The sequence below is a fragment of the Pseudarthrobacter sp. B4EP4b genome, assembly GCF_006680095.1.
GTDB lineage: Bacteria > Actinomycetota > Actinomycetes > Actinomycetales > Micrococcaceae > Arthrobacter.
In genome coordinates this window covers 20,001-45,182 of the sequence record NZ_VHIJ01000055.1, presented here as the reverse complement: position 1 = coordinate 45,182, position 25,182 = coordinate 20,001, and the positions used below count along the sequence as shown (strand labels likewise).

Genomic DNA, 25,182 nt, shown 5'->3' with positions numbered 1-25,182 from the left:
TTGGCCTATTCCTTATAGTCCCGGCCTGTGCTCGTGGACGGGTCCTGGTCACCTTCGGTCGGATCGGCCCTCAACTCGTCGGGGTTGCTGTCCGGCAATCCTCCGGAAACCCCCGGAACGCCCTGAGTTGAGCCTCCGCCACCTGACTCCATCCCGCCGGCGGGAGCGGATGCACTGCCGGCCAGCCCGCCGTCGTCGTTCGCCCGATCATTGTTGGTGTCGTCAACGTCGCCGCCCAAGGGCGATTCCGAGACCGGCCCTGGCGCTGGTCCGGCCTTCAGCCCGGGTGCCTTCTGCTTCTCGGCTTCCATGGCGTTGGACCCTTCGCTGAGGGAGGAGTGGACCTCCACGTCGCTGTTGGGATCCGCGGGGTCAGGAACATCCCGTTTCTCGGCGGGATCGCTCGTTCCGGCGAGATCCTCCATGGCGTTTTCTGCTGCCTTGCCGATGCTGTCGCCGATACCCATGTGACTGCTCCTTCCGACATCGCGCTCCGGCGCCCCCAGTGGACTTTCCGGAGCATTACCCTTCCAGAATTATCAGCATGCTTACAATTAGTCCAGAGCTGAGGCAATGGGCCGCGGCCGGGCAGGAAGGATCCATACTGTGAGCAGTTACCATCCGGAAAACGACCCCGCCAATCCAGACCAGCCGGGCAAACATCACCCGGACGCCGGTCTGCAGGGCGCCGGTCCACAGGGAGGCAAGGACTCTGCAGGCTCACCGAATCCGGACCCGGCGGAGGGCAACGTCACGGGGCTGGAGCCCGGCGGGGGAGTGCCTCCGGGCGAGACGCCGCCGGCCGAGGACCAAATGAGCGGCGACCAGGGCCACGACGAGTAAGCAGGCCGGCCCATGCCGGGCTGGCCTGAGTCAGTGCAGCTCGTTATCAGTGCACGTCGTTTGTCAGTGCATCTCTTTGGGCGGCGAAACGTGCCCGGACTGTTCCGGGCCCACAAGCTGGCTCTTCAGGCCGTCCATGTCCAGGCGGGTGTTCCAGCTCGCCCAGTCCTGCGGCCGCACCGACGGCCGGCCCAGGAGGTAGCCCTGGCCGGCGCTGATGCCCAGCTCCGTCAGGACCTTGAGCTCGCCGACTGTCTCGATGCCCTCCGCTATCAGAGTGGTGCCGATCTGCTCAGCGAAGTCCACCAGGCAGCCGGCAAGGGCGCGCTGGATGCCGTCGTTGTCCACATCGCCAATGACGTTCCGGCCGACTTTCAGGAAGTCCGGCCGCAGGTGCACCATCCGGCTCAGCGCACCGGCCCCCGGGTGGGTGTCATCAACCGCGATGCGCAGGCCCTGGTCGCGCAGAGGGTTGATGGCGGCGATGAACTGCGGGTACTCCTCGTCACTGACGGATTCGGTCAGTTCGAGCACCACCCGGCTGATGGGCAGGTCGATGTGCTCGAACAATTCCGGCAGCCGCGGATCCAGGCAGGACGTGGGTGAAATGTTCAGCGAGACGTAAAGGTTTTGCGGGAGATCCCGGGCTGCGGCAGCGGCTGACCCGAGCGCGGAAAACTCCAGGTTTGCGCCCAAGCCTACGGCTGCTGCCTCGGCGAACCACAGTTCCGCGGCCGCGCCGTCGTCGCTGACAAAGCGCGACAACGCCTCGACACCCACTACTGTTTCGTCGGCCAGCCCATAAATGGGCTGGAACGCCGTCATCAGCATTTGGCTTTCAAGCAATGCGCTGATGCGGGACATGCTGCGGATTGCATCAATCCGTTCCGCAAGCTGTGGCGGAATAGCGCTGGGTTCCAGGCGCATTTTCCGGACACTGTCCAGCGTTTCAACGGTGTTGGCGTCGCTGCGGCGGGTTTCCAGGAGATACTCCAGCAAGGCCCTTTCGGGCACGCCAGGATTCTCATCGAGGCTCTTGCTGAGGCGTTGCCGGACAGCGGCCCCGGACGGATCCGGATCCCCCAAAACAGCGGCGATGATTCCCCACGCCTGTACTCGAACCGACATTAGCTACGCCCCCAGTTGACGAAGTAATGACCCAATGGCCCTTTGATGTTCAATTGATAACCGCTTCTAAAGTCCAATGATGCTGGCAAGCCGCAAAATCACGGTGACGAAAATTAGACCCAGCACGATGATCGTATATCGGGGCGGACAAAAGCGCAGTACATTTCGCCTTACTGGTTAGCGCTTTCCGGCTGTGCCGCCAACAGATCGGGAACCTGGTCCGGCGGAACCGGCCTGCTGAAGTAATAGCCCTGGGCGCTGAGGCAGCCCAGGCCGCGGAGGATCTCCGCCTGTTCCGCGGTTTCGACCCCTTCCCAGACCGCCTCCAGGCCGCAGGCCCGGATGAGTTGCAGGACAGCCGCCACAAGTGCCGGCTGGCCTGGATCGGTGCCAAGGCCGTCGATCAGCGAGCGGTCCACCTTGACCCGGTCCACGGGCAAGCGGCGCAGATAGCTGATGGACGAATAGCCCGTTCCGAAGTCATCGATTTCGATCCCGACGCCGAGGCCGCGCAGCCCGCCCAGCGAGTAACGGTCCAGTTCATTGCCCTTGACGATGGCCACCTCGGTCAGTTCCAGGACCACCTGTTCGGGCCGGACGCCGGTTTCCTTCAGGACGTTCCGCACATCCTCAATGAACTGGAGGCTTTGCAGGTCCGTGGCGGAGATGTTGATCCGCACGGAGAAGCGCTGGTCCACGAACTGTCCGGCGATCCATTCCCGCAGCTGGCGCACCGAGGCCCGCAGCACCCACAGCCCCAGTTCGGAGATCAGCCCGGCCTCCTCGGCCAACGGAATGAATTCGTCGGGCATTATGAGCCCGCGGGTGGGGTGGTTCCAGCGGACCAGCGCCTCCACGCCTTCGATCCGGCCGGAGCCCAGCTCCACTACCGGCTGGTAGTGCAGGGTCAATCCGTCGGTCCTGATAGCGGTGCGGAGGTCCTCCACCAGTTGGCTGCGGAGCCTGCGTACCAGCAGCAGGCCGGGTTCGAACCGGTGGAGCCTGTTCTGCCCCTCAGCCTTGGAGGCGTACATGGCGACGTCGGCCTCCATCAGCATGTCCTCGGGCGTCTGGCCGGCGCCGCCAACGCTCAGTCCGATGCTGGCCCCGCAGCGCACGCTCCTCCCCGGCAGCTCGATCGGGTCATTCAGCGACGCCAGGATGCGGTGCCCCACGATGGCGGCCTGGTCGGCGGAGACCGCCGGCATCACGATTGCGAACTCGTCTCCGCCCAGCCGGGCGACGACGTCCGTGTCCCGCACCGCCGCGCGGACCCGTTCGCCCACCGTGACCAGTACCTGGTCGCCGGCGGTGTGGCCGAGGCTGTCGTTGATGGACTTAAAGGCGTCCAGGTCCATCAGCAGGATCACGGGCCCCTCATCCGCGCTGTCCTCGATGGCGGCCCTCAAGGCGTCGATGAGCGCAGAGCGGTTGGCCAGGCCGGTCAAGGGGTCCTGCATGGCCATTTTCTGCATTTCCAGGTGGGCTTCGTGCAGGAGTTGGGTGCGTACCTGCACCCGCTGTTCGAGTTCTTCGTAGATGATCTGAAGATCCTCGGCCAGGAGGTTGGTGCCCATAATGATGGCATCAAGTTCGTCGCGGGCTTCAGAAACGTTGATCCGTGAATTAAGGTCTCCCGATGCCAGCCGCACAATGCCTTCGAGCAGTTGCGAAAGCCGGGGGTCGTTGTCGGCAAACATCGGTTCCTCCTTCCGCGCTCAGTTGGCCCGGTTGCGGTCAATATCCAGTGGAAGGCTCACTGTGACGGTGGTGCCGGAGCCCAGGGTGGAGGCCACGTCGATCCGGCCGCCATGGCGGGCCACAATGTCCTTGGTAATGGCCAGTCCCAGCCCGGTTCCGGGAATGGCTCCGGACATGGCATTGGACGCCCGGTAGAACCTGGTGAAAACGTGGTCGATTTCCTCGCTGGAGATGCCGATGCCGGTGTCAGCCACGCTGACGGTTGCCCAGCGGGTGCCGTCTGCCGCCGCATGGGACTCGCTTCCCACCTCAATCCGGCCGCCGCTTGGCGTGAATTTGATGGCGTTGGACACCAGATTGGTGAATACCTGCTGCAGCTGCACCTCGTCGGCCAGGATTTCGGGGTCCTCCGGTGCAGGATCCACCGCAATAGTGACGTTCTGCAGCTGGGCCAGGGGCCGCAGCGCCCCCGCCACCAGGTCCAGCGTCTGGCCCAGGCGCACCGGGGTGAGATGCATCAGATTGTCTTCGAGGCCGTTGCGGGACACGCTGAGCATGTCCTCGATCAGCATCCGGAGCCGCTCGGTATTGCGGACCACGATGTCCAGCATCTGGTGGACTTCGGGGGATACGGGCTGCTCGGTGCTTTCCTGGATCATGTCCAGGTAGGCCATGATGGACGTCAGCGGGGTCCGCAGCTCGTGGTTCACTGTGGCGAGGAAGTCGGTTTTCGCCTTGTCCAGCTGCCGCAGCTGCTTGACCACCTGCTGCTGGCTGCTGATCAGGTGGCTCTGGATCAGCCCGTGTGCTGCATTGCCGGCCACGTGCTGGATCAGGCCCAGCTCTGCGCGGGACCATTGCCGCGGCTCGTCCAGCATGGCGATCCAGATGATGCCCAGCGAGGAGCTGCCTTCACCCATCGGCACCGCCAGCAGCGAGGCTGCAGGGCCAAGGCGCAGGCCTCCGGGCTCGCCTGTTTGCCCGTCCTCCTCGGACCCCTCGGAGGAGCTCAACGTTTCGGCCCCGGCCCACAGCATGTCGGCCGTCTGCCGGGCGGAGTCCTCGTCCGGCAGCGCGGTGTCAGCCAGCGGTTCAAGGCCCGGCCTGGTCCATGCGGCGGTGATGGGGGGAACCCGCTCGTCCTCGAACGTGGTCAGCCGGACGTGGTCTGCCTTGAACGTCCGCCCGAAGCCAGCGACCACATGGCCGGCGATCTCCTGCGGATCGTTGGTTCCGCGCACAGCGGCGGAAACCTGCCGGAGTTGTTCACGCAGCGCCTCAGCCTCCTGCCGGGCGATCCTGCGCCGGGCCACCTGGCTGATCAGGGACGTGGCCCGGTGGACCAGTTCCTTGGGCGGCGGGGGTTTGGCGATGCAGTCGTGGACGCCGGGAGGCTGCATGGCTGCCAGTTCGGCCGCGCTGTCCAGATCCACCATCACCAGGACTGGCGCCTCTGCTTCGACCGCGGACAAGGAGGTGTCCACCACGATGACGGAAGGTTCGCCTGCAGCCAGCAAGCGGGCGAGGCCGCTTGCATCGCACGCGGTGCGGACTTCGTAACCGGCTTCGCGCAGTGCACGCGCATTCAGAGCCAGCCGCCCGTCGTCGGGGTCCGCTACATAAGCGGTGCGTGGCACAGACGGGTCCCACGGCAAATCAGCCGCCACAATGCCCCCTTCGCTCCCAGTTGACTACATTGTAGGGCGGCGCACCCCGGATGCTCCCTCGGAAGCCGCACATCGCACCAGCATGACGGAACGAGGCCCTTTTCCGGACCCCGGCGCACCGCCGTAACGCCTGAAAACTGCTGGGTTGACAGATGTGCGACATATATTTGGGCTGTGTCCTCCCCAGCAAAATCGGTGCGCTCCTCCTGGCAGAAGTACCTGATGATCCCCAAGCTTGCCCGGCTGTCCCGTTCTGCGCCCAAAGACCGGCGCCTGGCGTGGGACAAATACTGGGCAGGCATCAGGGCCACCGGACCGGGCGGCGAGGTTTTGTGGGATTCCGGCCGGGACCATGAGTTCCTCGGCTACCGGGACGTACTGCTGCGCCATCTGGATCCGGAACTTCCCCTGGTTGACGTGGGTTGCGGACACGGCAGTTTCACCCGCGCGCTGGCCGGAACCTTCCCCGAGGTGGTCGGTGTGGACGTGTCCGCCCATGCTGTGGCCCGGGCACGCGCGGAGTCGGAAGCGCAGGCAGGCCTGGCCGGGCGCATCCGGTTCGAAGCCCGGGACATGACAGCGCCCGGCGCCGCCCGCGGGCTCGCCGGCGAACGCGGCGCCAACGTGTTTATCCGCGGTGTGCTCCACGTCCTGGGTCCTGCCGACCAGGCAGCGCTGGTGAAGAACCTTCGGGTCCTGGCAGGCAGCGGCGGCACGGTCTTCCTTGCCGAAACCAACTTCCAGGGCAACCCCCTGGACTACGTCTCGCATCTGGGCGCAACAGCCAAAGACATCCCGGCACCCCTCGAACGGGCCATCCGCGAACTGCCGATGCCGGGCCATTTTGGCCCTGAAGAGCGATCCAGCATCCTGCCAGGGGAGGCCTGGGAGCTCCTGGAGGACGGCGATGTTGCCATCGAAACGAATCCAGTGACCGGCGTGCCCGCCCAGAGCCGGATTCCCGGCTACTACGCCGTGCTGCGCCCGCGCCGCCAGCCGTTCCCGGCCTGAGGGTGCCCAGCGGCCACCAGCCCTGCCCTTGACATGGAGGCTGGTCCGGAGGCTCCATAGTAAGTAGACTTACTAGCTACCTCCAGGGGAAAGGATGGCCATCATGGCACAGGACAAAGGCAACAACACGCGCGAAGCTGACGCGGACCGGGACGAAGAAGATCTGGGAGCAGGACCGGATGGCGGAAAGGTCCGCACTGGCCCGGAGTCATCAAAATCCCTGAAGTACTCGCAGGAGGTCACCTCACCGGAGGACGAGCCGGAGCGCGAGGGCCGCAGCCTGGTCACCACGCATCACGAAGTCATCAGGCAGTGGGCGGAGGAACGCGACGGCGTTCCCGCCACTGTGGAAGGCACTGAACATGGTGACCATCTCGGTGTGCTGCGGATCGATTTCGGCGGTGAAAACGACAAGCTTCGCCACATCAGCTGGGAGGAATGGTTTGAAACCTTCGACTCCCGGGGACTGAATTTCATTTACCAGGAACAGCGCAGCGACGGCCAACAATCAAATTTCTTCCGGCTGGAAAATCCCGGCCGGGAAGACGCCTAAGCCGCATCCGTCCTGCCGTACCCCCACAAGACCTGCGCCGGAGAACCTCCGGCGCTGTCCCGTCGTCGGCAGGCGCATAACCTACAGGAACAACAATGCGCGAACTTATCCCAACCGGTTCCCTCCGCGGGATGCTGCTGCCACCCACCTACGGCCGGCATGTCACGGATTCCACCGCCTTCACCGTGCTGTCAGTGGAAATCTGGTCCACGGGCCTGGTGGTCAACATCCAGCTGGCCTCCGACAACGAACCGGAACCGGTCATCATCCTCCAGGACCACTTCGGCACCGAATACTCGCTGCTCAGGTCCGCGAACATCGGCTCGCGGAACCTGCAGGTCTTCACCCCCTCGGTGCCGCCCGGAACCCGGAGCCTGACCGTCAGATCCGCCGATGAGGCCCACCCCCGGCCGGTGGTGACCTTTGCTGTCCCGCTCATGGCGGTCCCGGACAGGCTGCCGGAAACGGACGACGGCGAGTATCCGCCACCGCCGGAACTGCGCCGCCCAGCCTAATCGCCAAAGCCGCCCCGCCTGATTGCCAACCTGATTGCCAAGAGGATCCACCATGCAGGACACCACAGGTTTCAGCCCCGCCACCGCCATTGTCACCGCATCAGATTCCGGAATCGGCAAGGCCACTGCCGTGGCGTTGGCCCAAGCGGGGATGGATATCGGTGTCACCTGGCATTCTGACAAGGCCGGGGCTGAGGCAACGGCGGAAGAAGTCCGCAGCCTGGGCCGCAAGGCGGTGGTGCGGCAGCTGGACACCACTGATCTCCAGGGCGCCGGCGCCGTCATCGATGAACTGGCGGAAGAGCTCGGCGGCGTGGACGTCTTTGTGAACAACGCGGGGACCGGTGACGGGACAAAATTCCTGGACCTGGATGTCGAAACGTGGATGCAGACACTGGACACGAACCTCAATGGCGCGTTCGTCTGCCTGCAGGCCGCAGCCCGGCGCATGGTCCACGCCGGAAAGGGCGGGCGCCTGGTGGCAGTCACCAGCGTCCATGAATTCCAGCCGCGGGTGGGATCCTCCGCCTACGACGCCTCCAAGCACGGACTGGGCGGGCTCATGAAAACGCTGGCCCTGGAACTTGCCGAGCACGGCATCACCGCCAACAGCGTGGCCCCCGGCGAAATAGCCACCCCTATGACGGGGCAGGAGAACGAAGATCCCACCGCCAAGGACAGGCCCGGCGTTCCGCTGGGACGGCCCGGCGACGCAAGGGAAATCGCCGCGGTGATCGCGTTCCTGGCTTCCCCCGCCTCGAGCTACGTCACCGGCGCCTCCTGGGCCGTGGACGGCGGCATGCTGCAGATGGGTCCGCAGGGCGGGTCCCACATCACCAGCCATGAATGGCGGCAGGGGTAGCCGCCGTCGGCTGAACGCCGTTGAACAGTCAGCAGGTTAGAGCTTCGCTCGCCTGGGCTTTACGGCCGGGACTCCATAAGTAGCGCACGCCCGTATTACTTGCAGGGCAAGCGCTTTCCCAGTGGCTGCTGGCATGATGGTGCCTATGCGCATTCTTATTGCTCCGGACAAGTTCAAGGGTTCCCTTACGGCTGCTGAAGCGGCCGCCGCCATCGCCGAGGGCGCCCTGCGCGTCTACCCGGACGCCGTCGCCACGCAGTTCCCCATAGCCGACGGCGGCGAGGGCACCCTGGAAGCCGCGGTGGCAGCCGGCTACGAAGAGCGGATCAACGCCGTGGTGGGCCCCATCCTTGCCCCGGTTGGCGCAGCCTGGGCCATCAGGAAAGCCGACGGCGGCAAGGTCACCGCTGTGATTGAAACCGCCCAGGCCTCCGGCCTTGCCGAGATGGAGCCAACCCCGGCCAATGCCCTGCGCGCCCACAGCTACGGCTGCGGCCAGCTGATAGCGGCCGCCCTGGACGCGGGAGCCACGGAAATCGTCCTCGGGCTCGGCGGATCCGCCATGACCGACGGCGGCAGCGGGGCCCTGCGCGCCCTGGGCCTGAAGCCGCTCGACGCCGCCGGGAATGTGGTGCCGCTCGGTGGCGGTTCGCTCGCAGACGTTGTGGCACTGGACACCACTGCGCTTGACCCCCGGCTGGCCGCTGCCAGCTTCCGCATCGCCGTCGACGTGCGCAACCCGCTGTACGGAACGCTGGGAGCTGCCCACGTCTTCTCCCCGCAGAAGGGCGCCGACGAGGAAGCCGTGGAACTGCTCGACGCCGGGCTGCGCAACTGGGCATCCCTTCTGCGGGAGGCGACGGGCCGGGACGTCAACGTCGAGGGAGCGGGCGCCGCCGGCGGCTTCCCGGCGTCGTTCCTTGCCTTCACTGACGCCGCACTCGAAGGCGGCTTCGCGCTGGTGGCTGGACTGACCGGCCTGGCGGACCAGCTCGCCGAGGCTGACCTGGTGATCACCGGGGAAGGGTCCATGGACGGCCAGTCGCTGACCGGAAAGGCTCCGATTGCGCTCGCGGATGCTGCGCGGGAACGTGGCATTCCGGTGATCGTGGTGGCCGGCCGCATCCTGGTAACCCCGGAAGACCTTGCCGGGCATGGTGTGGTCGCCGCAGCGCAGTTGCTGGACGTGGCTTCCAGTCCCGACGACGCTGTGGCCAACGCCGCGAAGTACCTGGCCTGGGCAACGAGCCAGGTACTCGAGGGTGCCTAGCCCGGCAGCGGCTGGCTAAAGGCTGCCCGGCTAAACGATGGTGGTGTTGCGGCGGCGGCGCCAGATCAGGATCAGGATCACGACCACCAGGACCACCGCGCCGATCACCCACGGCGTGTAATCGAGCCGGGTGGACTCGTTTTGCGCCGATTCGCCGGTGCCCGGATTGGCAGGGCCGGTTGAGGCGGTATCTCCGGGGGATGGTGTGGGAGATGCGGCCGACTGCGCCCACGCCCCTCCGGGGGATGCCGTGATGTGCTGCCCGAACGGGCTTGGCGCCGCCTGGGCGGCTCCGGCCGAAAGCGCCGGTGCGGCAACGAGCAGCAGTGCCATCAGGGCTGTCCGAAAAAACGTTCGCATGAAGTTCTCCTGTCGGGTTCAGGGGTAACGGTCAAAGGGTCAAAACAAGGGGTTTGAAGCCGGCTTCAGGCAGGCTAGCGTCCTGCCGTGGCGCGCCTGTTCAGGTGCAGCGGGACATAGACCAGGAGGACCACCAGGACGGCAAGGAGTACGCCTCCGGCGGTGAGGCCGGCTGACCGGCCGGCCGTCACGTCGAACACCAGTGCGGCGGTTCCGGCGCTCAGGAGCCCTATGCCGGCAAGCGCAATCTTCGTGATGAAATCGGCGCTCGACACCAGGGTCTCCTTCAGCCGCTTCCGGAACAGCCTCCGGTGCACGCTGACCGGCAGGAGGATAAACGCTGTGGTCAGGGCTGCGATGACCACGTTGACCAGGTACAGGGCCACCTGGAAGTCGTCAAGCTCTTCAAAGCGCGACTGGAACGGCAGGGTCAGCAGGAATCCCGCAAGGATCTGCACGCCGGTCTGCAGCACCCGCAGCTCCTGCAGCAGTTCCGCCCAGTTGCGGTCCATCTGCTCCTCGCGGGTTTCGTTGCGGCCGGTCCGGCCTGTGTAGTCCTCCACGTCGGACATTGCCTCTCCCTCCAGCCCCCACCAGTGCCTGGGTATCCTTCTACTCCCTGCCTACCCACAAGCGGGGGCAATGTTGCACCGCGCCTGCCATTTGATAAGTTTACTGATTATTCGCCCGGAACGGTGGACTTTACTCCTCCGGCCGGGATAGCTTCGAAGGGCCGGTGCACACGCCCTTCGAAACCGACACAGTTGAAACCGACCGACACAGTGGAAAACGACACGGTGGAAACGGACACAGTGAGGAGGCGGACTATGAGCGGGACGGACAAGCAGGCGGACCAGCCGAAGGATCCCCGGGGCGGCTACCACGCAGGGCCTTTTCCGGAGCAGGAACAGAAGCAGCCCGGCCTGACGGCACCCATGGATCCCAAACCGGACCACGGGGAACTCAGTTACGAGGGGCACGGGAAGCTTCAGGGCAAGGCCGCCCTCATCACCGGTGGAGATTCGGGCATCGGCAAGGCGGCGGCCATCGCGTTCGCCCGCGAAGGGGCCGACGTGGCCATCTCCTACCTCCCTGAAGAGGAGGAGGACGCCCAGGACACCGCGGACTGGATCCGGAAGGCGGGCCGGAGGGTCCTGCTTTTTGCCGGCGACGGCCGCGAGGAAGAATTCAGTACCCGGATTGCTGACGAAACGGCGGCAGAATTCGGCCGCCTGGACGTAGTGGTGCTGAACGCCGCGTACCAGAAGAACCGCGAAAGCCTTGAATCGCTGCCCACGGAGGAATTCGACCGGGTCTTTAAGACCAATCTCTACTCGCTGCTGTGGACGGCCAGGGCCGCCGTGCCCCACCTCAAGCCGGGCGCTTCGATCATCACCACGGCCTCGATCCAGGCCTTCAACCCGTCGCCGGGCCTCATCGACTACGCCATGACCAAGGCCGCGCAGGTGGCTTTCACCAAGGCGCTGGCGCAGGAACTGGGGTCCAAGGGGATCCGGGTGAACGCCGTGGCTCCGGGACCCATCTGGACCCCGTTGATCCCGGCCACCGAGTGGCCGGACAAGCTTCCGAAGTTCGGACAGGACACGCCGCTGGAACGGGCCGGCCAGCCCGCCGAGCTCGCCGCAGCCTATGTCCTGCTGGCCTCGGAGGACGGGTCCTATATTTCCGGGGCCGTGCTGCCGGTGACCGGCGGAAAGGGGCTCTGAGCAGCCCGGGTCCCATTCAAGGTCCAAGCCACCATCCATCCAACGCACAAGCAGGAGGAATAATGACGCAGGAAAACCAGCAGGCCCAGCCGGAGACCGATCCGGGCGGATACGGCACTCCCACCGCAGAGCAGGAACTGGGAGGAACCCAGGGCACGGCCAACGGCTCGGCCACCACCGGCGACGGCGGGGCAGGAAGCGTGGACACCAACGAGCCGCAGTCCGGCACCGGCAGCGACCCCCTGCCCCGCGACGTGGACCTTCCTTCGAGTGCGGCTGAAATCGACGAGAACAACGACGATTCAAAGGGATCCGCTCCCGTGTCCTCTGAGTCCGGGCAGGAAGCAGCGGGCATTCCGGACGGAACCGGCAATGATTTGCCCCGGGAGAAATCCCCGAACGACGACGGCGGGGAAAGCTTCGACGCCGGCTGACCGGGCCGCCGCGGCTGCTTGAGCCCAGCCGCACGAACCGTTGAAGGCCTCCGCCTGCTGTCCACTGTGGCAGCGGCCGGAGGCCTTTGCCGTGGCCGCATACATCCCGGGGATGTGGGTACAGGACACGACGAAACCCATTCGCTATCTATGCCGATGCAGGCGCCCGGAGGTGGGCTGTGAGCAGGAGATCATCAGGACAATGGGCAGGCCGTGGTGGGGTGCCGGAACGGGTGGACGTGGACGTGCTGGTACCCACGTGCAACCGCCCCGCCGAGCTGGCAGTAACTCTGTCGGGCCTGGCCGGGCAGGCTGATCCTTCCTTCCGGGTAGTGGTCAGCGACCAGTCCAGCGATGCGCCCGCCTGGGAGCATCCTGCGGCTGCTGCCATGGTTCGGGTCCTCGAAGCCCAGGGCCGGCCGGTCACGCTGCTGCGGCACTTGCCGCGGCGGGGGCTCGCTGAGCACCGCCAGTTCCTGCTCGACCAGTCAAATGCGGCCAAGTGCCTCTTCCTTGACGACGATGTGTGGCTGGAACCAGGTGCCTTGGAGCGGATGAACCGGGCACTTGACGAGCTGGACTGCGGCTTTGTGGGCATGGCGCCGCAGGGCCTGTCCTACCTTGACGACAGGCGGCCGGAGCAGACGGAGGGCTTTGAAGTCTGGGACGGACCCGTAACGCCGGAACGCATTCGTCCCGGCACCCCCGGCTTTGAGCGCTGGCCGCTGCACAGTGCCGCAAACCTCACCCACCTCAGTGCCGATCTTTCCCTGCCGCCGGGGGAGTGGCTGCCGTACCGGGTGGCGTGGCTCGGCGGGTGCGTGCTCTACCGGCGCGAAGCACTTCGCGATGCCGGCGGCTTCAGCTTCTGGCCGAGCCTGCCTGCGGATCATGCAGGGGAGGACGTGGTTGCCCAGTGGCAGGTCATGGAGAGGTACGGTGCCGCCGGCATCCTGCCCTCGGGGGCCGTCCACCTTGAGTCCCCCACTACGGTGACGGACCGCCGGGTGGAAGCCTACGACGTCGTCCTGGCCGAACCTGTGGCAGCGTACGCAGGCAACAGCGGCGCCGTCGACTAAGCCACCGCCGTCGACTAGCCAGGAACTGGCCTGCCCCCTCCCGCCAACGGTGCGATGCGTCGTATTCTGTAAGCACGAGGTTTTGCAGTGGGCCGCAGCGCTACAAGCAAGGCGTGCAACATGGCCGCTGAACCCGCGGGGCGGATTGGCTGGGGATCGCTCCCACTTCCCCCAGAGCCGGTTTTCGACAGCAAGGACGTGGAAACCTACCTCCAGGAAGTCACCCAGGAGTTTATGAGGGACATCAAGGGTGAGCGTCGCGGCATCGGCTGGGCCGCCACCCTTTTCCGCCTGGGGAAGGCACGCACCCTCGCTGCGAGCAGCGAGCAGGCACGCGAGGCAGACCGGGAACAGTGTTCCTTCGCCGACGGACCCGTCATCGAGGCCCTGCGGAGCGGCGAGTTCGTGCTGTTGTCCGATCTGGGCCGGGACCGGCGGTGGCCCGGGTACGCAAATGCCGCGGCCGGGCACGGCGTGCAGTCTCTTTTGTCAATGCCCATCGTCTCCGAGGGCCTGACCAGCGCCGCCATTAACCTTTACGCCTCCTCGCCCCATACCTTCGCCAGCGACGATCTCCTCCGCACCCAAAGCTACGCACGGCAGCTTGCGCGTGCCCTGCGCGTGGTGGTCCGGGTGGCAGAGCGCGCGGAGGCAGCGGCGGGAATTGCCGTGGCACAGAGCTCACTGGTGCTGGTTGACCTGGCGGTGCGAAGCCTGATGGACGAGTACGGGCTCAGCCGTGAGGGTGCCCTGCGCTTCCTGCAGCGCGAGGCTTCGCACCACGAATTGGACCTTCATGGTGCGGCCTTGAATGTTGTGGTGCCAGGGCCCGTAAGGGACGTTTCGGGGCCGCGGCGGGAGATGGCCGACGACGTTGAGGACTTCCGACTGCTGGCTCCGGCTGAGTTGGGCCAACCGCCCGATGCAGGAGCTGCCCGGAACAAGGCCCCTTCCAGAACGGCGAAAGGACGGCCGGCATGACCATCGACCAGCAGGAAACCTGGAGCGGAAATACCCCCGGCCAGCGGCACCCCTGGCACCGCTTCGTCGCCCTCGGTGACTCCTACACGGAAGGAATCGGTGACCCCGAACCGCGCAGCATCGGCGGGTACCGGGGCTGGGCTGACAGGGCGGCCGAGGAACTCGCCATCGGGCAGCATGGCTTCGCCTACGCCAACCTCGCGGTGCGGGGGATGGTGCTCCAGGAAATCGTCGACACGCAGCTCGAGGCTGCCATGGCGCTGAAGCCGGACCTCGTGGCGATGTCCGGCGGAGGCAACGACATCGTGTTCCGGCGCGGGGACCCGGACAAACTGGCCGGGAAGATGGATCAGGCCGTTGGTGAACTGACGGAAACCGGGGCCACAGTCATGTTGTTCGCGGCGCCGGACTGGGGCGGCACCCCTGTTCTGGGGCAGGTCCGGGGCCGGCTGGCTATCTACAACGAGCACCTGCACACGATCGGCATCCACCATCAGGCCTTGATGGTGGACCTCTGGTGCCTTCCCGCGCTTAGGGACGCCCGGATGTGGGACAGGGACCGGCTCCACCTATCGCCGTTGGGCCATCACATTGTTGCCGTTGCCGCCCTCGACGCGCTCGCTGTGCCGCATTCCCTCAAGCCCCTGCAGCCGCGGCCGGTCCCGGCCCATGGCTGGACCCAAGCCAGGGCGGAGGACCTGATCTGGGCGAGGCGGTACTTCTTTCCGTGGGTCCTGCAGAGGCTGCTGCCCCACGGCGGTGAGGCGCTGGCGCCGAAGCGTCCTCTGCCGGGGCCGGTCTTCGGTGTGGGCCACGGCGATGCCGGTTCACACGACGCCGCCTAGCCAGCGCTAGCGCTTCTTCGGTGCCCGCTTCTTGGCCGCAGCGTTGATAGCGGCCTTGGCGGCAGGAGGCAACCCGGCCTGCTCGGTTTCGGGTTCCGCCACTGTTCCACGGGCCTTCGCGATGGCCTTCATGCCGTGATAAATCACCAGCGCGGCGGCCGAACCCAAGGCGATCCCCGTGAACTTGAGCTCGCCGATGGTCCAGGTGTAGTCCGCGATGCCGATGATCAGGGCGACGGCGGCGGTGGTCAGGTTCACGGGGTTGGAGAAGTTCACTTTGTTCTGCACCCAGATCTTCACGCCCAGGATGCCGATCATGCCGTAGAGCATGGTGGCCGCACCGCCCAGCACACCCGGCGGGACGGTGGCGATCAGCTCACCGAATTTAGGGGAGAAGCTGAGCAGGATGGCGAAGATGCCCGCCACCCAGTAGGCCGCCGTCGAATAGACCTTGGTGGCGGCCATAACGCCGATGTTCTCCGCGTAGGTGGTGGTGCCGGATCCGCCGCCGAAGCCGGCCAGGACGGTGGCGGCACCGTCGGCCATCAGGGCGCGGCCGGAGACGCCGTCGAGGTTCTGGCCAGTCATGGCAGCCACCGACTTTACATGGCCAATGTTCTCGGCCACGAGCACCAGCACCACTGGAACGAACAGGCCCAGGATGCCGAGGTGGAATTCGGGGGCCTGGAACTGGGGCAGGCCCACCCAGGCGGCGGCGTCCATCTTGTCGTAGCTGACCTCCCCACGGAGCATGGCCACGAGGTAGCCCACCACCACGCCCACCAGGATGCTGAGGCGGCCCAGGATTCCGCGGAACAGGACGCTGACCAGGATGATGGTGGCCAGCGTGATCACGGCGGTGACCGGGGCGGCGTCGAAATTGTTTTTGGCCGCGGGGGCGAGGTTAAGGCCAATGAGCGCCACGATCGCGCCGGTAACGATGGGCGGCATGAGCCGGTTGATCCAGCCCGCACCGAACTTCTGCACGATGGCGCCCACCAGGGCCAGGACGGCGCCGGCCAGCACCACGCCGCCCAGCGCTCCGGGGACGCCGAACTGCTGCTGCGACGCCATGATGGGGGCGATGAACGCAAAGCTTGAGCCCAGGTAGCTGGGCACCCGGCCCTTGGTGATTACCAGGAACAGCAATGTGCCGATGCCGGAGAAGAACAGGGTGGTGGCGGGCGGCATACCCGTGATGATGGGCACCAGGAAGGTGGCGCCGAACATGGCCACCACGTGCTGCATGCCCACGCCAATGGTCAGCGGCCAGGCAAGCCGCTCATCGGGGGCCACCACGTGGCCAGGCTTGATGGACCTGCCGGTGCCGTGCAGCTTCCATTTGATTCCGAGCATGCTCATGGGCGGAGGCCTTTCAAGGGGGTGCCGCAGGGGCGAGATCAACTGGCTCCAGAATACCGCCAAGCTTTGCAGAGCTGGCGGCCAGGCTGCTGCCGGGTGCTGCTGTGGCTAACGTCACGCGCCGTCACGGGAAGAGGACACGGGTAGTTGAAGTTGCAACTATAGAAAGCGAACAGGCCACCCCGGCACGCGGGGCGGCGCAGCGAAAGGTACGCAAATGACCATTGCCCACGAAGAAGCGGTTATCGATTCGGCCGCCGTTGATGCCATTTTCGCCCAGGCCCGCACCGCCAACTCCTTCACCGGAGAGGTGACCGACGAGCAGGCGCAGGCCATCTACGAACTCACCAAGTACGGCCCCACTGCCTTCAACTCGCAGCCGCTGCGCGTGACGTACGTCCGCTCCGCCGAAGCCCGCGCCACCCTCGTTGATGCCCTCGCCAACGGGAACAAGGCCAAGACGGCATCCGCCCCGCTCGTGGCGATCCTCAGCTACGACACCGACTGGGCAGGCCAGTGGGACAACTTCCTCCCCGGCTACAACGCCCCGAAGGCCATGTACGACGCCAACCCGGAACTGGCTGCCGCCACGGGCAACAACAACGCCCACCTGCAGGCCGGCTACTTCATCCTGGCCGTCCGGTCGCTCGGTTTCGCTGCCGGCCCCATGACCGGTGCCGATTTCGCCGCCATCGACGCCGCCTTCTTCCCGGCCGGCGACCAGAAGAGCTTCCTGGTGGTCAACATCGGCCAGCCCGCCGAGGACGCTTGGGGCGAAGCCAAGCCCAAGTTCTCCTACGACGAGGTCGTCCGCACCGTCTAACCTCCCCCGGCGGGTGGTCGAGCCTGCCGGAACGCTCTCTCACTTAATGCGCCTTTTCCGCCAACGCTCTCTCATTCGTGAAAGAGCGTTGGCGTTTAACCGGCATTAAGTGAGAGAGCGTCCGGGGTGGGAGACTGGGGCTATGCCCGTGCGGAACCTCATCCTGGTTGCCTTTGTCGAACCTGTGGCGGAGGGGCTGGTGTTCCTGCGCTCCGACTGGCCGCTGCACATCACGCTGGTGAGGTTCGACGTCGGCGCTACAGATGGTGCCGACCCTGCCGAACGCCTCGCAGCACTCGCCCAGGCGCCGGCCGGGGCAGCCCTCGGGGCCCGGCTCACGGTGGGAAACGACGCGGGGTTCGGCCGGAACGGCTCCGTTCCCGTCAGCCTGATCCAGCCGCAACGGGACCTGCAAACCCTTCACGAACAGCTGGTCGCAGCAGTCGGCAGCCTGGGCGGCAAAGTCCTCACCCCCGCGCACACCCTGTCCGGCTACCGGCCCCACGTGTCACACCACGGTGACAAACGGCTATATCCGGGAGACGTCGTCGTTCTTGACTGGATCGCGCTGGTGGACATGGCGCCGGACGGTGACCGTACCGTCCGGCGTGTCCTCCGGCTCTGGGGCCGGGACGAAACAGCCGGGGCGATGAACCCTAGGCGATGACGCTGTCCACCAGGGCTTTGGCTTCGGCCTGGACCTGCTTGAGGTGGTCCTCGCCCTTGAAGGACTCGGCGTAGATCTTGTAGACATCCTCGGTGCCGGACGGGCGTGCGGCGAACCAGGCGTTCTCCGTAACCACCTTCAGGCCGCCGATGGAGGCACCGTTGCCGGGTGCTTCGGTGAGCTTGGCGGTAATGGCCTCGCCCGCCAGTTCCGTGGCCGTAACGTCCGTCGGCGAGAGTTTGCCCAGTGCCGACTTCTGCTCGCGTGTTGCGGCGGCGTCGATACGGGCGTACACGGGGGCGCCGAACTGGTCCGTCAGGCCCTGGTAGAGCTGTGACGGGGACTTGCCGGTCACAGCCGTGATTTCCGAGGCGAGCAGGGCCAGCAGGATGCCGTCCTTGTCCGTGGTCCAGACGCTGCCGTCCTTCTTGTTGAAGGAAGCGCCGGCGGATTCCTCGCCACCGAACGCGCCCTCGCCGGAGAGCAGGCCGGGCACGAACCATTTGAAGCCCACTGGGACCTCCACGAGCTTGCGGCCCAGGCTCTCGGCGACGCGGTCGATGATGGAGGAGGACACCAGGGTCTTGCCCACCACAGACCCGGGGTTCCAGCCGCTGCGGTTCCGGTACAGGTAGTCGATGGCGACGGCGAGGTAGTGGTTCGGATTCATCAGCCCGCCATCTGGGGTCACGATGCCGTGCCTGTCTGCATCCGCATCGTTGCCGGTGGCAACATCGAAAGCGGCGCCAGCACCGCCGTCGGACATGCGCTTGATCAGCGAGGCCATAGCCGCCGGGGAGGAGCAGTCCATCCGGATCTTCTCGTCCCAGTCCAGGGTCATAAAGGCCCACTGCGGGTCCACGGTGGGGTTGACCACGGTCAGGTTCAGCTGGTGGCGCTCGGCGATCTCGCCCCAGTAGTCCACGGACGCTCCGCCCATGGGGTCGGCCCCGATCCGGACCCCGGCTTCGCGGATGGCATCCAGGTCCAGGACCGAGGGGAGATCGTCCACGTAGCTGCTGAGGAAGTCGAATTTGCCGGTGGTGTCGGCGGCCAGGGCCTCGGCCACTGCTACGCGCTTGACGCCGCGGAGGCCGTTTTCGAGCAGTTCATTGGCGCGGTTGGCGATCCAGCCGGTGGCGTCCGAATCGGCGGGTCCGCCGTGCGGGGGGTTGTACTTGAAACCGCCGTCGCCCGGCGGGTTGTGGCTCGGGGTGACCACAATGCCGTCAGCCTGGGGTGCCCCGGCGCCGGCGTTCCGGTTGTAGGTGAGGATGGCGTGGCTCAGGGCCGGGGTGGGCGTGTAGCCGTGGCGGGCATCGATCAGGACCTGCACACCGTTGGCGGCGAGCACCTCAAGGGCCGAGTTCTGTGCCGGCTCGCTCAGGGCGTGGGTGTCCTTGGCCAGGAACAGCGGCCCCGTAACGCCCTGCGCCGCCCGGTATTCCACAATCGCCTGGGTGATGGCGAGAATGTGCTTCTCGTTGAACGACGCCTTGAGGCTCGAACCGCGGTGCCCGGATGTGCCAAACACCACGCGCTGGCCGGGATCACCCAGATCCGGCGAGATGTCGTAATACGCGTCAAGAAGCGCAGTGATGTCAACAAGGTCCTGGGGTTGGGCAACTGTACCCGCGCGGCTAGCCATGGGACCAGCATGCCAGAAGGGAGCCACAGTCAAAACGACCAGGCCCAAATCCGGCCCATGTGTCCGGCCCTGTGACGGCGCAGCGTCATCAAAACAAGTAGCCAACCTGAGTACAGGCCCCGCAAAGTACTTATATACCGCCGCCTTCGCGCCCTGTTACTTTCGAAAAAATCGGGCGGAATGTCCGGGAGCTAAAGGACGACGGCGGCCTTCCGCCGTCATATGTGCGGCAGGGAAGCAGGGACGGCCATGGGGGCAGGGGACGGGGCAGCGGAGCAGTCCAGGCTGGCGGCCGAACGGGTTGCCAGGTTGAAACGGCAGCTCGACCAAGCCGAACGCACCACCAAAGCCTGGGACGCAGGCGCCGTCGGTGAGCGCGTTGTGGCGGAGAAGCTCAGCGAATTGGTCCCTCGCGGCTGGTACGTGCTGCATGACGTGCACTGGCCCGGCCGGCCGAAAGCGAACCTTGACCATGTCCTCGTAGGGCCCGGCGGCGTGGTGGTGGTGGACGCCAAGAACTGGACCGGCGAAGTCAGGGTCGCTTCCGGCGTGCTGTGGCAGGGCCGGTACGCACGCACGCAGGCGGTGGAAGGGGCACTGGCCCAATGCGCCGCCGTCGCCTCCGTTCTGGCGCCGCCGCACCGCCGGACCGTGCGCCCCCTGATTTGTATGGCGGCCCAGCCGGACCTCTTCGGCGTGACCAACTCGGATGTTGCCGTGGTGGGCGCCCAGCGGGTGGTGGGCGCCATCGAAGCCTTGCCCCCGGTCCTGGACCAGCAAACGGTGGTGGGGCTCTACGCACACCTCGGACAGCAACTCACGCACGAGCAGGAGCCTGGCATCACCGCCTTCCGGAGCGTGCGGCCCGGAACGGTGGTAAGGCCGGCGGACCCACGGCCCGCCCCGTCAGTTACAGGCGGTCCGGGGACGGCGGAACCGCGTCCCGTGCCCGCCCGAACAGTGTCACGCCGTGCCGGGTCAGGAAGTTCCGCAGTCCGGGGGTATCCTCCGAAGGCGGGAGCGGGCGCCCGTAAAGCCAAGGGCTGCAAGCGCGGCACAACTGGGGGCGGACGGCTGGCCCTCCTCGCTGCCTTCGTCATCTTCGCCGTGTACGTGCTGCCCTACCTGGGACGTTGACCTGTTCGCGGCGGTAGTCTGGAAGCAAAACTTCCAGGGGGACAACTTTGACTGACCAGCCCGCCCACCGGCCTGAATCCCAGCACCCTGACGGCAACCCGCCATCGGGCTTTGAACCGCGGTTCGCCCCGCCGTTTGGTCCGGAGGCCACGTCCCAGTCCCAGTACGGGCAGGATCAGTACGGACAGGATCGGTACAGGCAGGGCAACTATGGCGAGGGCGGCTACGGCCAGAACCCCTACGAAGGACAGGGTCAGTACGCCGCTTACAACCAGCCGCCCAGCCCGTACGGCCAGCCCAGCCCTTACAATCAGCAGGGCCCTTACGGCCAGCCGAGCCCTTACAACCAGCCACCGAGCCCTTACGGCCAGCAGCGCCCCTACGCCCAGCCCGGCTACTACGGCATGCCGGCCGAACCGAAGACGCTCAGCATCGCCAGCATGGTGTGCGGCATTGCCTCGGTGATCATGGGCTTCATCCTGCTGCCGCAGATCGCCGCAATCGTCACCGGCCACCTGGCGCTTAAGCGGGAGCCGTCCGCCAAGGGCATGTCCATCACGGGCCTGGTGCTCGGATACCTGTGTCTTTTGGGCTATGGCGCGTTCTGGCTGCTGGCCATCATCGGCCTGGCCATCGCCAGTTCCACCAGCAGTTCCTCCTACACCTTCTAAACCTGCAGATGCCCCATCACTTTTAGTCCCCAAGATGCGGTTTTAGGGACCAAAAGTGATGGGGCATTTTTAGTTCTTCAGGCTTTGCCGCCGGCTGCAAGCGGAACGGTGTCCTCCGCAGAGCTGTCCTGGTACGCGCTGTCCGGATAAATGGATTCGGCCGGCGCCCGGTTGGTGGCCTTTGCCCAGGGGTAGTAGACGGCGAGGGTCACGGCGATCCCCACCAGCCATGAGATGTCCGCTCCGCCCAGCCATTTGGTGACCGGTCCCGTGTAGAGTGCCTGCGCGAGGAACGGGATCTGGACCAGTACGCCCACCCCGTAGGACACCAGCGCGGCCGTGTTCCAGCGCCCGTACCGGCCGTCCGGATTGTAGAGGGCCGGGATGTCCAGCCGGTCGCGGGAGATCTTGTAGTAGTCCACCAGGTTGATCGCGGACCAGGGCGTGAACACCATCAAAAGCAGCAGGACGAAGTTCTTGAACAGGTTCAGGAAGTCCTTGCTCCCAAAGAGTGCAATCAGGACGCTGGCCCCGATAACGGCGATGATAAAGACGATCCGCAACGTCTTCGATACCGTGTCCTTGCGGTTGACCGCGGTGCTGATGGTGACCCCGCACATAAACGCGCCGTAGGCGTTCAGGCAGTTGACGGTGAGTTTGCCCGTGACGATCACCAGGTAGATGAAAACGGCGATCAGCCCGCCGCCGGCGAGGTCGCCCATGTACCCCACCTGGTTCTTCAGGAAGTCCCCGCCCAGTTTTGCGGCAGAGAGCCCGCCGGCGAGGGCGCCCAGGGTCATGGCCCACTGCGCACCGCCCACGGATCCCGCGAATGTGTACCAGAAGGTCTTGCGCTCGGAGGTGTCGGCGGGAAGGTAGCGGGAGTAGTCGGCCACGTACGGGCCGAAGGTCAGCTGCCAGCCGGCGCCGAGGGCGATCGCGGTCAGGAACGTGGGCCACTCGAACCCCTTGACCATCATCACCTGGGTGACGTCGAACTTGGTGAGGACGGCGACGGTCAGGTAGAGGAAGCCTGCCAGCCCCATCACCGTGGCGATGCGTCCGAGGGCATGGATGTACTTGTAGCCGAGGATCGCCAGCAGGGCCGTCGCGGCGCCGAAGATGAGGATGCCGACGGCGGGAACGTCCACGCCGAGCATCAGGTTGATGGCCTGGCCGGAGAGCACGGTTCCGGTGGAGGCGAACCCCACGTACATCAGGATCACCAGGGCAAGCGGGATCACGGCCCCGTACACGCCGAACTGTGCCCGGCTGGAGATCATCTGCGGCAGTCCCAGCTTTGGTCCCTGGGCCGAGTGCAGGGCCATAACAACCCCGCCCACCACGTTGCCCACCAGCAGGCCCACAATGGCCCAGAAGGCATCGGCGCCGAAAACCACCGCCAGCGCACCGTCAACGATTGCAGTGATTTGGGCGTTCGCGCCGAACCAGAGCGTGAACTGCCCCCGCGGATGGCCGTGGCGCTCGCCGGGCGGAATCATTTCAATTGATCGTGCCTCTACGGCACTGCTTGCTGCGGCCATGGCCAACTCCTTGTGATAAACGTTCGTTCAATCACACCGGGTCAGGCGGCCAATGAGAACCGGAATCAGCGCGGCTTTGTCCGGGATAGGAGACAGGGGAGGCAGGTTTCGGCGTGTCGCTGCCGGGACGCGGTCAGCGGAGCAGCTCCACATCCGAGACGAGCTCGATGTGCGCCAGCATGGCTTCGGCCGCCCCTTCCGGATCCTGCGCGCGGATGGCATCGGCGATCTTGCGGTGTGAAGCCAGGGACTGTTCGGGGCGGCCGGGCTGGCCGAGCGACTCCATCCTTGTCTCAAGGATCATCTCGGCGATGAACGCCATGAGCTGCGCCAGCACGCTGGAATGAGCGGCGCCAGTGACGGCCTGGTGGAACAGCTCGTCGCCGTGGGTGCCGCGGTCGCCGTCGTCGATCTCCTGGGACATCACGTCCAGGGCGTGGTCTATTGCCGCGAGGTCATCCTCCGTGCGCCGGGCGGCGGCGAGGGCCGCGAGTTTCACCTCCAGCGTGCTGCGGGCCTCCACGATCTCCGGGAGCCGGCTGCGGTGTTCACGCAACCCCTTGATCACGGACGCAACACTGGGCCGCCGCGCCAGCACGGCACCGGTTCCGTGCTGGACATCGATGACTCCGAGCACCTCAAGGGCCACCAGGGCCTGGGCCAGGGTGGCACGGGAAACGCCAAGCCGCTCGGCCAGGTCACGTTCCGCGGGCAGGAGATCACCTGGTCCCAGCTGGGCCGATTCGATATACGCGAGGATCTGCTCCACCAGCTGTTCGTACAGCCGGGGGCGGGTCACCCGCTCCAGTCCAAGCCGCGCTGTCTTCTCCACAAAGCCTCGTCTACGTCGTAGGTCCTCCCAGAATACATGCCTGTTCCTATTGACAGATAGACTCACTGTCTAAGAGGCTAGTCCAGTGAGCCAGTTACTCACGTCACATTCTTCTTTCCCCAACGGAGGACCAACGATGTCCGCTCCTGTCTTGTCGATCATCATCCTGGCGGCGATGTTCCTGCTTGCCACCGTCCTGCCCCTCAATATGGGCGCGCTCGCCTTCGTCGGCGCGTTCCTGCTCGGCGCCGTGGTGCTGGGCATGTCCACCAACGAGATCCTGGCCAACTTCCCCGGCGGCCTCTTCCTGACCATTGTTGGCGTCACTTACCTGTTCGCCATTGCCCAGAACAACGGCACCATCGACCTCCTCGTGCGTGGCGCCGTCCGGCTCGTGGGAAGCCGGGTGGCCCTCATCCCCTGGGTCATGTTCGCCATCACCGCAGTCATCACGGCCGTGGGCGCACTGTCTCCCGCCGCCGTCGCCATCATTGCCCCCATCGCGCTCAGCTTCGCCGGGAAGTACAAGATCAGCCCGCTCCTGATGGGCATGATGGTGATCCACGGCGCCCAGGCCGGCGGCTTCTCGCCCATCGCCGTCTACGGCGTCACGGTCAACGGCATTCTTGCAAAGACCGACCTGGCCTTCAGCCCCACCGCACTGTTCCTTTCCAGCTTCGTCTTCAACCTCCTCATCGCGCTGGTCCTCTTTGTTGTCCTGGGCGGCCGCGGACTGCTGTCCTCCAAGGTGGGGCACTTCGTGGAGCAGGCCGCCGAGGCGCGGATGGCCGTCAGCGTCGGAGCCAAGGCCGGCTCCGATGTGCCGTTCAAGGGCTTCGGCTCCGGCATGTATGGCCCCCGGGATCCCGCGGGTGACGGCGTCGCGGCCACCAAAGAGCGCTCCGAGCGGATTCCGCAGCTGGTCACCATCGCCGGCCTGGTCGCACTGGCCGTCATCGCCCTCGGGTTCAAGGTGGACGTCGGGTTCGTGTCCATCACCATCGCCATCGTGCTGGCGCTTGTCTCGCCGGCAGCCCAGAAAGGTGCCATCAACAAGATCAGCTGGTCTACCGTGCTGCTCATCTGCGGCATGCTCACCTTCGTTGGCGTACTGGAGGAAGCGGGAACCATCGAGTTCGTCTCCAACGGCGTGGCCGGCATGGGCATGCCGCTGCTGGCGGCCCTGCTCATCTGCTTCATCGGTGCCGTGGTTTCCGCCTTCGCTTCGTCCACCGCCATCCTGGCGGCCCTGATCCCGCTGGCCGTGCCGTTCCTTTCCACCGGTGAAATAGGGGCGGTCGGCGTCATCTGCGCTCTCGCCGTTTCCGCCACCATCGTGGACGTTTCGCCGTTTTCCACCAACGGCGCGCTGGTGCTCGCCAACGCCCCCGAGGGCGTGGACAAGGACCGGTTCTACAAAAAGATCCTGGGCTACAGCGGCATCGTGATCGTCGCCGGGCCCATCCTGGCGTGGCTGGCACTGGTGGTGCCCGGATGGCTGTAGCTGGCCGGCCGCGCGCAA

At 65.9% G+C, this 25,182-nt stretch carries 26 protein-coding genes; 16 read left to right on the top strand and 10 right to left on the bottom strand.

Going from position 1 to position 25,182, the window contains the following annotated elements; translation table 11 throughout:
* Positions 1-5: 5 nt before the first annotated feature.
* Positions 6-467 (bottom strand): hypothetical protein, encoded by a 462-nt coding sequence (locus FNL14_RS19100; RefSeq protein WP_142063243.1) that lies wholly within the window; start codon positions 465-467, stop codon positions 6-8.
* Positions 468-606: 139 nt separating this feature from the next.
* Between FNL14_RS19100 and FNL14_RS19095 the strand changes: the two genes are divergently transcribed.
* Entirely contained in the window at positions 607-843 is a 237-nt protein-coding gene (locus FNL14_RS19095) for a DUF6480 family protein (RefSeq protein WP_142063240.1), read from the top strand.
* 63 nt (positions 844-906) lie between these two features.
* Here the strand turns inward: FNL14_RS19095 and FNL14_RS19090 are convergent, their stop codons facing one another.
* From FNL14_RS19090 to FNL14_RS19080, 3 genes are all read right to left on the bottom strand, one after another.
* Positions 907-1,971, bottom strand: coding sequence for an EAL domain-containing protein (locus FNL14_RS19090; protein WP_091419278.1), 1,065 nt, complete (start codon positions 1,969-1,971; stop codon positions 907-909).
* Between the two features lie 170 nt (positions 1,972-2,141).
* Positions 2,142-3,671 (bottom strand): bifunctional diguanylate cyclase/phosphodiesterase, encoded by a 1,530-nt coding sequence (locus tag FNL14_RS19085; protein ID WP_091419280.1) that lies wholly within the window; start codon positions 3,669-3,671, stop codon positions 2,142-2,144.
* Positions 3,672-3,689: 18 nt separating this feature from the next.
* A complete protein-coding gene (locus FNL14_RS19080) occupies positions 3,690-5,309 on the bottom strand; it encodes an ATP-binding protein (protein ID WP_255470924.1) in 1,620 nt (539 codons plus the stop codon).
* A 252-nt stretch (positions 5,310-5,561) separates the two neighbouring features.
* On the opposite strand from FNL14_RS19080, the gene FNL14_RS19075 reads away from it, so the two are divergent.
* From FNL14_RS19075 to FNL14_RS19055, 5 genes are all read left to right on the top strand, one after another.
* Positions 5,562-6,350, top strand: coding sequence for a class I SAM-dependent methyltransferase (locus FNL14_RS19075; protein ID WP_142063316.1), 789 nt, complete (start codon positions 5,562-5,564; stop codon positions 6,348-6,350).
* A gap of 103 nt (positions 6,351-6,453) precedes the next feature.
* Positions 6,454-6,903 (top strand): hypothetical protein, encoded by a 450-nt coding sequence (locus FNL14_RS19070; protein ID WP_211482567.1) that lies wholly within the window; start codon positions 6,454-6,456, stop codon positions 6,901-6,903.
* A gap of 95 nt (positions 6,904-6,998) precedes the next feature.
* The gene (locus FNL14_RS19065; protein ID WP_091419284.1) at positions 6,999-7,418 is read left to right on the top strand and encodes a hypothetical protein; all 420 of its coding nucleotides are present in this window, start codon (positions 6,999-7,001) and stop codon (positions 7,416-7,418) included.
* A gap of 52 nt (positions 7,419-7,470) precedes the next feature.
* Positions 7,471-8,280 carry an SDR family oxidoreductase gene (locus FNL14_RS19060; protein WP_142063234.1) on the top strand — a complete coding sequence of 270 codons (810 nt, stop codon included), beginning with the start codon at positions 7,471-7,473 and terminating at the stop codon, positions 8,278-8,280.
* A gap of 145 nt (positions 8,281-8,425) precedes the next feature.
* Complete coding sequence (locus FNL14_RS19055) at positions 8,426-9,550, top strand: glycerate kinase (protein ID WP_091419288.1); 1,125 nt, start codon at positions 8,426-8,428, stop codon at positions 9,548-9,550.
* Between the two features lie 30 nt (positions 9,551-9,580).
* Here the strand turns inward: FNL14_RS19055 and FNL14_RS19050 are convergent, their stop codons facing one another.
* Positions 9,581-9,910: a LuxR family transcriptional regulator gene (locus FNL14_RS19050; protein ID WP_142063231.1), complete on the bottom strand. Its 330-nt coding sequence runs from the start codon at positions 9,908-9,910 to the stop codon at positions 9,581-9,583.
* A 74-nt stretch (positions 9,911-9,984) separates the two neighbouring features.
* Positions 9,985-10,482, bottom strand: a complete 498-nt coding sequence (locus FNL14_RS19045; RefSeq protein WP_091420270.1) for a DUF6328 family protein — start codon at positions 10,480-10,482, stop codon at positions 9,985-9,987.
* Positions 10,483-10,737: 255 nt separating this feature from the next.
* On the opposite strand from FNL14_RS19045, the gene FNL14_RS19040 reads away from it, so the two are divergent.
* The 5 genes from FNL14_RS19040 (at position 10,738) to FNL14_RS19020 (ending at position 14,976) form a co-directional block, all read left to right on the top strand.
* Positions 10,738-11,637: an SDR family oxidoreductase gene (locus FNL14_RS19040; RefSeq protein ID WP_142063228.1), complete on the top strand. Its 900-nt coding sequence runs from the start codon at positions 10,738-10,740 to the stop codon at positions 11,635-11,637.
* A 62-nt stretch (positions 11,638-11,699) separates the two neighbouring features.
* Positions 11,700-12,071: a hypothetical protein gene (locus tag FNL14_RS19035; RefSeq protein WP_142063225.1), complete on the top strand. Its 372-nt coding sequence runs from the start codon at positions 11,700-11,702 to the stop codon at positions 12,069-12,071.
* 179 nt (positions 12,072-12,250) lie between these two features.
* Positions 12,251-13,150, top strand: a complete 900-nt coding sequence (locus FNL14_RS19030) for a glycosyltransferase family A protein (RefSeq protein ID WP_220126205.1) — start codon at positions 12,251-12,253, stop codon at positions 13,148-13,150.
* Positions 13,151-13,270: 120 nt separating this feature from the next.
* Entirely contained in the window at positions 13,271-14,131 is an 861-nt protein-coding gene (locus tag FNL14_RS19025; protein ID WP_142063222.1) for a GAF domain-containing protein, read from the top strand.
* Positions 14,128-14,976, top strand: coding sequence for an SGNH/GDSL hydrolase family protein (locus FNL14_RS19020; RefSeq protein WP_142063219.1), 849 nt, complete (start codon positions 14,128-14,130; stop codon positions 14,974-14,976). The genes FNL14_RS19025 and FNL14_RS19020 overlap by 4 nt, the downstream gene beginning before the upstream one ends.
* A 6-nt stretch (positions 14,977-14,982) precedes the next feature.
* Here the strand turns inward: FNL14_RS19020 and FNL14_RS19015 are convergent, their stop codons facing one another.
* Entirely contained in the window at positions 14,983-16,338 is a 1,356-nt protein-coding gene (locus FNL14_RS19015; RefSeq protein WP_142063216.1) for a uracil-xanthine permease family protein, read from the bottom strand.
* A 217-nt stretch (positions 16,339-16,555) separates the two neighbouring features.
* Between FNL14_RS19015 and FNL14_RS19010 the strand changes: the two genes are divergently transcribed.
* Together FNL14_RS19010 and FNL14_RS19005 are read left to right on the top strand one after the other, a co-directional pair.
* On the top strand, positions 16,556-17,161 hold the full coding sequence (locus FNL14_RS19010; RefSeq protein ID WP_091420281.1) for a malonic semialdehyde reductase: 606 nt from the start codon (positions 16,556-16,558) through the stop codon (positions 17,159-17,161).
* 142 nt (positions 17,162-17,303) lie between these two features.
* Positions 17,304-17,828, top strand: a complete 525-nt coding sequence (locus FNL14_RS19005; protein WP_142063213.1) for a 2'-5' RNA ligase family protein — start codon at positions 17,304-17,306, stop codon at positions 17,826-17,828.
* Here the strand turns inward: FNL14_RS19005 and pgm are convergent.
* A complete protein-coding gene (gene pgm, locus FNL14_RS19000) occupies positions 17,818-19,476 on the bottom strand; it encodes a phosphoglucomutase (alpha-D-glucose-1,6-bisphosphate-dependent) (RefSeq protein WP_142063210.1) in 1,659 nt (552 codons plus the stop codon). The genes FNL14_RS19005 and pgm overlap by 11 nt on opposite strands.
* Positions 19,477-19,725: 249 nt before the next feature.
* Here pgm and FNL14_RS18995 point away from each other — a divergent pair, with 249 nt between their 5' ends.
* Complete coding sequence (locus FNL14_RS18995; protein ID WP_142063207.1) at positions 19,726-20,613, top strand: nuclease-related domain-containing protein; 888 nt, start codon at positions 19,726-19,728, stop codon at positions 20,611-20,613.
* A gap of 47 nt (positions 20,614-20,660) precedes the next feature.
* Entirely contained in the window at positions 20,661-21,284 is a 624-nt protein-coding gene (locus FNL14_RS18990; RefSeq protein ID WP_142063204.1) for a DUF4190 domain-containing protein, read from the top strand.
* Between the two features lie 77 nt (positions 21,285-21,361).
* On the opposite strand, the gene FNL14_RS18985 is transcribed toward FNL14_RS18990, so the two are convergent.
* Positions 21,362-22,828, bottom strand: coding sequence for a cytosine permease (locus FNL14_RS18985; protein ID WP_142063201.1), 1,467 nt, complete (start codon positions 22,826-22,828; stop codon positions 21,362-21,364).
* Between the two features lie 133 nt (positions 22,829-22,961).
* Positions 22,962-23,660: a FadR/GntR family transcriptional regulator gene (locus FNL14_RS18980; RefSeq protein ID WP_142063198.1), complete on the bottom strand. Its 699-nt coding sequence runs from the start codon at positions 23,658-23,660 to the stop codon at positions 22,962-22,964.
* Positions 23,661-23,796: 136 nt separating this feature from the next.
* Between FNL14_RS18980 and FNL14_RS18975 the strand changes: the two genes are divergently transcribed.
* Positions 23,797-25,164, top strand: a complete 1,368-nt coding sequence (locus FNL14_RS18975; protein ID WP_142063194.1) for an SLC13 family permease — start codon at positions 23,797-23,799, stop codon at positions 25,162-25,164.
* The last annotated feature ends 18 nt before the right edge of the window (positions 25,165-25,182 follow it).